Genomic DNA, 12,061 nt, shown 5'->3' with positions numbered 1-12,061 from the left:
TTTATCAACGCAGAAGAAATTGATGCAGATGGTAAGGTTGATGTAACCGTTGGTTTGCCAGCCGATGCTGTTGCGGGAGATACCCTGACAGTCAATGGTGAAGACACTGTGCTGAGTGCAGAAGACATTATTGCAGGCGAGGTTGTTGTAAAAGTTGATGCAGCAGCAGAAGGCGAAGCACTTGAAGTTGTTGTTACACTCACTGATGCAGCCGGCAATCCATCAAGCGCTGTGACAGGAACAGCAATCGTTGATACTACTGCGCCATCAGCACCGACAGTGGCGATTGGCAATGGAGATGGCTTTATCAACGCAGAAGAAATTGATGCAGATGGTAAGGTTGATGTAACCGTTGGTTTGCCAGCCGATGCTGTTGCGGGAGATACCCTGACAGTCAATGGTGAAGACACTGTGCTGAGTGCAGAAGACATTATTGCAGGCGAGGTTGTTGTAAAAGTTGATACAGCAGCAGAAGGCGAAGCACTTGAAGTTGTTGTTACACTCACTGATGCAGCCGGCAATGTTTCAGCTACTATAGATGTAGAAGCTGTGGTTGATACCATTGCTCCAGTTGTCACGATTGATGCAGGAAGTTTGACGACTGAAGATAGTACACCTGCGCTAAACGGTACAATTGATGATCCAACCGCGACGATAAAATTGACCGTAAATGGTGTTGATTACACTGCACAAAACAATGGTGATGGTACATGGACGCTGGCTAATGATATGTTACCGATACTTGCAAATGGTGGGCATCAGGTGATAGTAACCGCAACCGATACAGCAGGTAATGTGGGTATTGTAACTGAAACTTTAATTATTAATGCTGATTTAATTATAGCTGCTGCGGATAATGATGTTCAGGCAGTATTGAATGTCACACCACTTACAATCGAAAACGATACACCGGCAGCGTTAAATAAAACAGGCTTTAGTCTTGTTTCAGTTGGTTTAGGACCTGTACTTGCGGCGGATGTACTCGAAAATGTTATTGAATCATCGGCACAGGTTACAGTGGAGGAAGGTACGACACGAGAGGTGACATTCTATGCCGATGCAGGCGGTATTTTTGTTGGTACGATGGATTTGTATGTATACAAACTCAATGAAACCACTGGCGAATGGGAACAACAAGAATTTGTTGAAAACTGGTATGGAGGATTCTTGGGTGCTCAATCTGAGGAACGTACTTATGTATTAGATGACGGTAATTGGATATTTGCCCTTGCAAATGGCGAAGGTCTTGCAGTTGCAACTGGATATACATTGCGGTTTACTGCCGATACTGTATATGACTATACACAGGCGACAAATGTTTCTGGTACAACCTTAGGCAATGTGATCACTGATGATGATGTGTCACATGGCAGTGACTACGTGCCACAAGGTTCGAGTATTATTAATGTTAGCTATGATGGTGTGGATTATGCAGTAGATTCTGATGTGGGAGCTACTATCACGACACCACACGGTGTATTGACGATCTCTGCGAATGGTGACTATAGCTATGAAGTGAATGAAGACTTCCGTGAATTTGGATCAGTCGACAGTTTTACTTATACCGTGATGTCACCAGAAGGTAATACGTCTACAGCACAGCTTAATATTGAACTCAATATTGTTTCGGATATAGATAGCGTCCAAATTGATAATACCGTTATTGTTACAGCAGAGCCAGCAACGATTATTGATACTGCTAATTCGCAAATTGAAAATGCTGTTGGTTTTAAAGTGCTTGAGCTAGGATTACTTGATCCAATTCTTAGTGCAGATGCATTAGGTGGAAATGGTGTCATGTCATTCTCTGTGGGTGAAAATCAGGTTCGTGAACTGACACTCCATGGTAGTGCTGGTGGTATTACAATTGCTGCAACATATGATTTGTATGTATATAAATTAGATGAAGCGACAAATAATTATGTTCAGGTACATTTTGAAGATAATTGGTTTAGTGCTGTACTTTTTGCTGGGGTATCTGATCCATTAACACTGAGCTTTGGTGAAGGTGATTATCGAGCAATTTTGGTCAGTAACGCAGCTGTTGCTGTAGCTTCAGGTGCAGGATTATATGTCGATCATGACAAAGTTGTAGATTACAATACTCCAACGACTTTTGAAGGTAGTATTAGTGGTGATGCCACTGAAGATACTATAGTGAAAGTTAATGGTGAGGATGTGGTTGAAAATGAAGAAACTACAGTTTTAGGTAGTTATGGTACCTTAACAATCCAAGCTAATGGTACCTATACCTATACTTTAACTGTGCCACAAGATACAACAGGCTGGACTCCACCATATGGCGAAGTTGATCGCTTTAATCTGGTTACTCAAGATGCGGAAGGTAAGGCCTCCGTTGATGTGCTAAATATCAGAATTGCAACACATCAGGCAATAGATGATAGTAATGCGGTTCAGGTTGTACAAAGCAATCTGATCACTACTGATATTGCTAAAGTTGATATTAATGAAGCAGCAGCTATTGGGAATAAGGTTGTGACTTCTGAGACATCAGGGGTAATTCCTGTAACTACTTATACAGCAGAAATTACCAATACTTATAGCATTACAGAAACATTCACTGTGAATGAAAATGCGGTTGCAAATGGTACATTAAAGATTGTTGCAGCATTGAATGGTGCACTATTAAATAATGATGATTGGGGTAATTTAATTTCAAGCTATCAAATACTTGATGCAGATAATAATCCTGTTATTAGTGGCGAGTTAGTACGTAAGAATAATGGTATTTTGGCTGATGATACATTTGAAGTAACGGCAAATATCATTAATCTGGTGGCAGGAGAATATCGAGTTATTATTAATGTTGTTAATGAAACGACAGCTACTTCTACAATCATAGATACAACTCCTGACAATAATGGTGAATTTACTGTATCAACTGATATAACAGTGAAAGAAACCTTATTGAACGCTTTCAAAGTTGATAGTACCCCTAATGTGACAGGTAATTTGTTAGGTAACGATGGTGATACGAGTTTGATTGATACCTTAAGCGTTGGTCGTTATGAACTGTATGTAAATGATGCCAACAAAGGTGCAGATTCGGTCAGTATTAATGGTTTGTATGGAGTACTAATTCTGGAGAAAGATGGCAGCTATACCTATACTGGAAACGGTGTAGGCTTTGGAATCGAAACATTCACTTATACTACAACTTCAGTAACTGGAACAAAAGAAACTGCAACGTTGGAAATTAATGTCGGTAAAACTGTGTCAGCTTCGCTTTATGCAGATAGTGTTGAAAGTTCTGCCGGTAATGATACTTTTAGTATGGCAGCTGGTGCAGATAGCTTGATTTATACGCTACTTAATGCAAATGATGCAACAGGCGGTAATGGTACAGATATCTGGACGGACTTCCATGTTGGTAACGTAAGTAGTGACAATGAAGCCGATAAAATTAACATTTCTGCATTATTAGATGGTAATCAAACATCAGCAAATATTGATGAATATATTACTGTTTCAGAAAGTGATGATGGTAAAGCAGTCATTAATATTGATCGTGATGGAGCGAATTCAGTTCATCAGTCAGCGGAGTTATTGAAGTTGGATAATGTGAGTTACTCAACCGATTTACTTCAAACCTTATTGGAAAACAACCAAATTATATTTTAATCGATTAGAATATAATTAAGGAAAAAGGGCATTTTATGAGGACCATTTATAGAATGCCCTTTTAAAACTGAATGGAAATGAATAAAGGTTTATATTAATGAAGAGTCATATCCGGTTGAATATGATCGTAAAAAATGAAGCACATGTTATTTTAAGATGTTTGGCATCGGTAAAGCCATGGATTGATTCATGGGTGATTGTAGATACAGGATCTACTGATGGAACACAACAAATTATTCAATCTTTTATGCAGGATATACCGGGAAAATTATTTGAACGTCCTTGGAAAAATTTTGGTTTTAACCGTACTGAAGCTATACAACTTGCCTTAACTGATGACTTATCATTTGCAGACTATCTATTATTTATTGATGCCGATGAAACATTAATCATAGATGATGGATTTCATTTTCCCGAGCTGGCTGCATCTGCTTATTATTTTTCAGTGATTTATGGCAATTTACGTTATCGACGTAATGCGATGGTTTCCACAAAATTACCTTGGCAGTGGAAAGGCGTAATACATGAATATTTAGACTCTTCCTTACCGCATAAATGGCATACTTTGGAGGGAATAAATATTTTTGTCAGACATGATGGTGCACGGGCAAAAACTAAAGATACTTATCTTAAAGATATTGCTTTACTTGAAGAGGGCCTGAGAGATGAACCTGAAAATTTGCGTTATCTTTTTTATTTGGCACAAAGTTATCGTGATGCGGGATTTTTAGAAAAAAGCCGAGAATTCTATTTAAAAAGAGCAAGTGCAGGTGGTTGGGAAGAAGAACGCTGGACGGCTCAATTTCGTGCTGCACAAATGGCTGAACGTTTAAACTTATCAAGTGAATTAATTTTAAAAGAATATTTGCAAAGCTGGATTGCTAGACAGCAACGTGCAGAACCTTTATATGAACTTGCCAGATTTTATAGAACCCGAAAGGAATTTGATCTTGCATGTTATTTTGCCAAACAAGCAATAGATATTCCTAGACCTAATGACACATTATTTGTCGATGGGAGTGTTTATGATTGGCGAGTATTAGATGAAATGTCTGTTTCGGCAACTTATTGTTCAATCTATAAAGTTATAGGCAAAAATGCGATGGATCAATTGATCCGGGAAAATAAATTTCCAAAATCTTCCAGAGATCGTATTTTGGCGAATAAAAAATTTTATAATGACTGAAATATTGTTTTAAAAAATCAATTAATTACATTTGATTGGGAAGTGAATTGAATAAGGGGGAAGTTATATAAAACAGTTTAATATATTAAAAGTTATGGCTGTAATTTTATATAAATAATATTTTTATGGAACTAAATAATGAATAAACGGTATTTATTAATAAAGACAATTTTGTATTTAATATGTGCTTTTTATATGCCATTGCTTTATGCAGCATCTGTTCAGGAGACTGCAAGTTTGGTGAAAAAAAATCTGGAGAATTGGTTTAGTCCAAAATCTGATGATCAATTTAAGACAGTGGATCTAAAACAACTCTCTAATTTTGATGTCGATACCTCGAAATATGATGATCTTCCTGTGATTGGCTTGCAATCTAGTGGTGATTCACAAAGCGCAGTATTGGCTGTAAATCCAGCCAGTGCATTTTCAAGATCATTGAACTTATCTGAGGCAATTAAAATTGCCGTACAGCGCCATCCTGAAATTAGCCAGAATATTGCCAGTCTTGCCTCTCAAAATGCCAGCATTGATGTCGCCAAAGCTGCGTATTATCCGCAATTGTCAGGCGGTATTTCTACAGGGGATATGACATCTGGAGAACGGGGACAACAATTACTGAATTTAAATGCAACTCAGATGGTTTATGATTTTGGAAAAACCAAGTCAAGTGTTGATCTACAACAGGCAAAACTGGCATTGCAACAGGCAGAAGTTCTGGTAGCAATAGATGATATTAGTCTGGAAGTTGCCAATGCCATTGTAAATTTAAAGCGTTACGAGGAAGTCTGTCGGATTGCCGAACAACAGATTGCCGGTATTGCAAAAATTGCAGAAATTGCCGATTTACGAGCAAATGCCGGGATTAGTAGTCAGGCCGATCCTGTGCAGGCACAATCTTATCTTGAATCTGCCCAGTCCAATTTAATTGTCCAGCAAACTCAACTCCGACAATATCAACAAAAACTGCGTACATTACTAGGGTTTGATGTGAGTAAGGTGGATTGGCAAATACCTGAAAGTTTGGTTAAAGATTCCAGAATTTATCAGGCGCCAGAATTTAACACGATTCCCGGAATTATATCGGCTCAGGCAGAAGTGAATGTGGCAAAAATTCAGAAAAGGCAAACGGAGCTTAGTCGCTATCCGACCTTAAATGTCGTGGGTAGTTTAAGTCAGGCAGTAAATGGGATTAATCCTAATAATAATAAAGACAATGGCTTATATAGTGCTGTCAAGTTGGAAGCCAGCAGTAACTTTTTCCAGGGTGGCGCGATTGGGGCACAAAGTCGTGCCGCGAGTTATGCGGAAGAAGCAGCAAAAGCCAAAGTACAAAATAGCTATCTGGATATTCTGGAACAAATTCGTATGACAGAAGAACAAGTACAACATATGCAGCGTCAAATGCAGGTTTTGGTAGCCAGACAGGCGACGACTACTCGAACAAAAGAGCTGTATCAAGAGCAATATAAATTGGGCACACGGACAGTGGTTGATTTGCTGAATGCCGAACAGTCTATTCATAGTGCCAATATGGACATTGAAAATACACGTTACGATATTTATGCAAGCCTGATTCAGCTTATCGCAACAACAGGCCGTTCCCGTGATGTATATCATCTTAATCAATTATCTATTCAGGGATTTGAGGTTCAGCCATGACGACAATGAATTATCAGCCCTATTTACAGGCAATTTTACTGGTCGCCAAGCATTATCGTATAGAGGTGTCTGAAGAGCGTATCCGTTTACAACTGGATTGGAATAAAAATCAGAATCCAGAGGAAATGATTGGCACAATCAGTCGGCAAATAGGACTGAATGTCCGTAAAACGGAATTTTCTGCTGATATGTTAAATCCCTGGCGTTTACCTGTAATGGTGGTCTTTAAGGATGGACAGGTTGGTGTGGTGGATAAAGCTGACTCTGCCGGAAATATTAGTCTCCAGATGAGTGGTGATCAGGGCCTGTCACAAAGTTTTGGTTTGTCAGATCTGCAACAGGTCATTGAATCTGTATATATTTTGCGGCCAGAAACTTCGGTACCGGATGCACGTATTGATGAGTACATCAAACCATATGAAAAAAGCTGGTTCTGGTCGATTGTTTTAAGGGATTGGAAGCGTTATATCGACATTATGTTTGCTTCTTTGATTGCAAACATTTTGGCTTTGGCAACCATTGTCTTTTCCATGCAGGTTTATGATCGGGTGGTGCCGTCGCAGTCGATCCCTACGTTATGGGTATTGGCTGGTGGTGTACTGATTGCCGCAATATTTGAATTTAGCTTGCGTGTAGCACGTATTTATTTATCAGACATTATTGGTAAACGTGCAGATTTACGCATTTCAGATCGTGTATTTGGTCATGCCCTACGTATAAAAAATAGTGAACGATCCAAATCTACTGGAACATTTATTTCACAGATTCGGGAACTGGAAGGTGTAAGGGAATTAGTCACTTCGACTACAATTAGTGCTATTGCGGATTTACCGTTTTTCTTTCTGTTTTTAGCAGTGTTCTGGGTAATTGGTGGTAATTTATTCTGGGTGATGCTGCTTGTTGTACCTCTGATGATTATTCCTGCGCTTTTGGTGCAGAAATCATTGGCGAAACTGGCACAAGAAGGGATGCGTGAATCTTCGATTCGTAATGCCATTTTGGTTGAAGCAGTACAAGGGATTGAAGATATTAAACTGCTGCGTGCCGAATCACGATTTCAGAATCAATGGAATCACATGAATGAAGTTTCCGCAGACATCAGTATGCGACAACGTAAAATCGTTGGTGTAATTGGGGCATGGACACAAAAAATTCAGGGTCTGACGTATGCTATTGTCGTTTTGGTAGGTTGTTTTGCCGTAATGAAAGGTGATATGACCACGGGTGCATTAGTAGCCTGTTCAATTTTGTCTTCGCGAATGCTGGCACCGATTGCACAAATTACTGGTGTGCTCGGTCGTCTACAACAAGCAAAAGTTGCAAAAAATAGTCTGGACGAATTGATGAAAAAACCGGTTGATCAACCTGATCACGCCCATCTGGTTCATCGTTCGGTATTGGTGGGGGATTATCAGCTCAATGGCGTTTTGTTTAAATATAATGAAGAGGATGCCAAACCAAGTGTAGCGATTGCCAAACTTGAGATTAAAGCCGGGGAGAAAATTGCAATTCTGGGACGTAATGGGGCAGGTAAATCGACATTATTGCAATTACTTGCAGGAATGCATGTACCGCAGCAAGGCAAAATTTATCTTGATGGTCTCGATTTATCCTTGATTGATCCTGCTGATGTAAGACGTGATATGGGGTTACTTAATCAGAATGCGCATTTATTCTATGGTACAGTTCGTGAAAATTTAACTCTTGGCGCACCATTAGCTAGTGATGATGATGTTATCAAGGCTTTACAAATGACAGGTGCCTGGGCATTTGTGCAAGATAAGAAAGAAGGATTGGATCATTTAATATTAGAAGGTGGGGTCGGTTTTTCCGGTGGACAGCGACAAGCATTATTGTTAGCCAGACTATTGATTCGTCAACCAAATATTGTATTACTTGATGAACCCACTGCTTCAATTGATGATGTGGCAGAAAAACAATTTATTGATCATTTAAACAACTGGATGGGACACCGAACTTTAGTTATTGCCACCCATCGCCGGGCAGTACTGGCATTGGTAGATCGAATTATCATTATGAATGATGGCAAAATTGTAATGGATGGTCCTCGTGATCAAGTTCTCAATCAATCTATACATAAAAATAATCCATCGGAAGGAACATCACAATGAGCAATAATCTATCAGAATTAAAACGTCCAGCCCGAGCTAAATTTGTGGAACCACCCTTACCAAAATCTAGTCTGGTGATTTGGATTATTGGCTTAGGTTTATTGATATTCTTTATTTGGGCAGCTTTGTTTAAACTTGAAGAGGTGTCTACAGGTACAGGTAAAGTCATCGCATCGTCTAAAGAACAGATTATTCAATCGCTGGAAGGTGGAATTCTAACGAAACTGGATGTAAAAGAAGGTGATATTGTGGAGAAAGGACAAGTATTAGCCCAACTTGATCCGACCCGCTTTGCTTCGAATGTGGGTGAATCACAGTCATTACTTACTTCTTCACTGGCAACAACTGCTCGCCTTCGTGCAGAAGTCAATGGTACACCTTTGCAATTTCCTGAAATTGTTAAAAAAGATCCGCAGTTGGTGCATGAACAGACTCAACTTTACAATACGCGTCGAGCAAATTTGCAGGAATCGGTTGCAGGCTTACAACAGGCTTTACAACTGGTGCAACAGGAATTGCGTATGACCGAACCATTGGTCACCAAAGGTGCTGCCAGTGAGGTGGAAGTATTACGACTCAAACGTCAGGCAAATGATTTACAAAATCAAATGAATGATATTCGTAACCAATATTATGTTAAAGCTCGTGAAGAATTGTCCAAAGCAAATACCGATGTCGAAACACAACAACAAGTGGTTAAAGGAAAATCGGATACCTTGAGTCGGACTGTATTTAAAGCGCCGGTACGAGGCGTGATTAAAGAGATTGATGTAATGACCTTGGGTGGGGTTGTTCCGCAAAATGGTAAATTGATGACCATAGTACCTCTCGATGAACAACTATTGATTGAAGCGAGAATTTCTCCTCGGGATATTGCTTTTATTCATCCGGGACAGGACGCACTGGTTAAAATTACAGCCTATGATTATGCAATTTATGGTGGTTTAAATGGTAAAGTCACAGTGATTTCACCAGATACCATTCGTGATGAAGTAAAACAGGATCAATTTTATTATCGTGTTTATATTCGTACCGATTCAGATAAGCTAGTAAACAAAGAAGACAAAGAATTTCCGATTACGCCCGGTATGGTAGCTACCGTGGACATTCGTACCGGTCAGAAAACCATACTCGATTATTTGATCAAACCTTTTAATAAGGCGAAAGAAGCATTGAGAGAGCGCTAATGACTATTAATCAATAATTAAGTGGCTGAGATTTATTAGAGCATTTTTGATCAAGTGATATAAGATAACTATCCTATAATAATTCTATATGACATTTTTTGTCAAATATCTTTTCGTTTAAAATTTTTTATAAAATCAATTGTATATGATGATTTATAAGTATCGAGCCTTTATGGAATTATAATCTATTTTAACAATCTGGTATTTACAAGCATTATTGATCGTATTTTGGTCTAATTTCTTTCACTTATAGCATTAGATTTGTTATCTATAGTTAGACCTGTTGTTAAAAATGTTTAAGTACTCTACATAACATACAATATTTGTCATATCAAAGTGAAATAACTACACATTCTAGTTAGAAATATTGCATAGAAGTAAATTCTCTATCTTTATAGTTAAAAATAATGGTGGATTGATCTATTTTTTATGAAAAATTCTTATATGAATATCCATTTATCATTCATAAATATGATTAAATTGTATAAGTAAAATACAAAATTTTAGATTTAATTAAGTATATCTAAAATAAAAAAGCTAAAAGTGACTTTATTTGTCATAATTGAACAAAATTATAAGTAGTCATAACGTAAATCGAATATTTATTATTCTATAGTTGTATATTTTATATCTTTTTGTTTCTTGAAAATGTGATATATTTTACAAAATTTAACTTTTGTCAAAATAAGAGCACTTTCTCTCTGGGTTGTGACAATTTTTTGACAAAAATGAACTCCATGGAGATGCTGTAATGAATAAGATATACCGTGTTATATGGAATGCGAGTTTGGGGGCCTGGGTTGCTGTTTCTGAAATGGCAAAGGGGAAAACAAAAAGCAAAACAAAGACTATTGGTTCAGTAATTACAGTCGCTGGGGCAATTGTATTTGCACCGAATGTTTTTGCTGAAACTGGGACAGGTGGTGGTACAGGTGCTGGAACAGCAATTTCAAGCTGTACGGGTAGTACTCAAGCGAATGCTGCTGCAAATGGAATTGCTATTGGTTGTAGTGCTCAGGCTGCTGAGGCGGGTAGCAATTTTTATGATCGAGAGAATCCTTATAATACTAATCTTCCTAGTGCGCCGACTGCTTATAACATCGCATTAGGTAATAATAGTTATGCGAGCAATGGTTCCGTATCTATTGGATCAAATAGTATTGCCAATACAGGCCTTGCTGTAGCTTTAGGTTCAAGAGCGCAAAGTACAAATGTTGCAGCTATTGCAATTGGTCCTGCTGCATTGTCTTCTGGGAATACTTCGTTGGCGTTAGGTCGACAATCTGCTGCAACAGGTGATTTTGCACAGGCTATAGGAAATGTCGCTGCTGCAACAGGTAAAGGTACTTTAGCTATTGGTCATTCGGCAACTGCCACAGGATATCGCTCCATAGCGATAGGTTCTCCAGATATTGATAATGCATCTAGCACGGGTGATCAAGCTGGTGTTGTATATCAAACGACTGGACAGACGCTATCGGAAGGTCAAGATTCTATTGCATTTGGTGGTGGTGCTCAGGCAACAAAAGATAATGCTTTAGCAATTGGCGCATTCTCAAAGGCCACCGGTACCAAATCAGTAGCAATAGGCACAGGTGCAGAAGCAACACTGGATAATAGTGTGGCAATTGGTGATGGAGCGAAATCCACTCTAGAAGGTGGTGTCTCTATCGGGATGAATGCCCAAGTGAATGCCGCAAACAGTGCAGCAATCGGTAAAGGATCAATTGCAACTACTGCTTCTGGTACAGGTTATTTAACAAACCAAGCATTATCAAATGTTGCTGGTGTAATTTCAGTAGGATCGAATACGGAAAAACGTCGTATTCAGAATCTGGCAGATGGTTCAGCAGATTCTGATGCAGTTACTGTAGCGCAATTAAAACAGCAAAAAGTACTTACTGATAAACAAGGAACGGATACAGCAACAGCATTAGGTGGCGGTTCAACATATAGTTCCACTACAGGCGCAGTCAGTGTGCCTACTTATAATATTAGTGGAAATACCTATAATAATGTGGGGGATGCACTAAAAGCATCAAAGACCGAAGTCGAGGAAGGCAAGAACATCACAGTCACATCTGATGTGGGTGCAGATGGTCAAACTATTTATACAGTAGCGACAGCCGACGATGTGAATTTCAATACTGTAACGGTAGGTGATGCTTCAGGTAGTCCGATTACGCTGGATGGCACGACAGGTACAATTACCGGTTTGAGCAATACCACATTGGGTACAGCAGACTTTGCGACAG

6 protein-coding genes are annotated in these 12,061 nt (G+C 38.9%); all 6 read left to right on the top strand.

Going from position 1 to position 12,061, the window contains the following annotated elements; genetic code table 11:
• On the top strand, positions 1-3,642 hold a 3,642-nt coding region (locus CAP51_RS17080), incomplete at its 5' end, for a BapA/Bap/LapF family large adhesin (protein ID WP_140404457.1).
• A gap of 97 nt (positions 3,643-3,739) precedes the next feature.
• Positions 3,740-4,828, top strand: coding sequence for a tetratricopeptide repeat-containing glycosyltransferase (locus CAP51_RS17075; protein WP_087621971.1), 1,089 nt, complete (start codon positions 3,740-3,742; stop codon positions 4,826-4,828).
• A 138-nt stretch (positions 4,829-4,966) separates the two neighbouring features.
• On the top strand, positions 4,967-6,487 hold the full coding sequence (locus CAP51_RS17070; protein WP_087621970.1) for a TolC family protein: 1,521 nt from the start codon (positions 4,967-4,969) through the stop codon (positions 6,485-6,487).
• Positions 6,484-8,619, top strand: coding sequence for a type I secretion system permease/ATPase (locus CAP51_RS17065; protein WP_087621969.1), 2,136 nt, complete (start codon positions 6,484-6,486; stop codon positions 8,617-8,619). Before CAP51_RS17070 ends, CAP51_RS17065 begins: the two co-directional genes overlap by 4 nt.
• Positions 8,616-9,806 carry an HlyD family type I secretion periplasmic adaptor subunit gene (locus tag CAP51_RS17060; protein WP_087621968.1) on the top strand — a complete coding sequence of 397 codons (1,191 nt, stop codon included), beginning with the start codon at positions 8,616-8,618 and terminating at the stop codon, positions 9,804-9,806. The genes CAP51_RS17065 and CAP51_RS17060 overlap by 4 nt, the downstream gene beginning before the upstream one ends.
• A 751-nt stretch (positions 9,807-10,557) precedes the next feature.
• Positions 10,558-12,061, top strand: a 1,504-nt coding sequence (locus tag CAP51_RS17055) for an ESPR-type extended signal peptide-containing protein (RefSeq protein ID WP_281249302.1), incomplete at its 3' end; no start/stop codon positions are given.

The organism is Acinetobacter populi (genome assembly GCF_002174125.1).
Taxonomy (GTDB): domain Bacteria; phylum Pseudomonadota; class Gammaproteobacteria; order Pseudomonadales; family Moraxellaceae; genus Acinetobacter; species Acinetobacter populi.
Note: the sequence above shows the minus strand (reverse complement) of the source record. Positions and strands in the feature narration are given on the sequence as shown.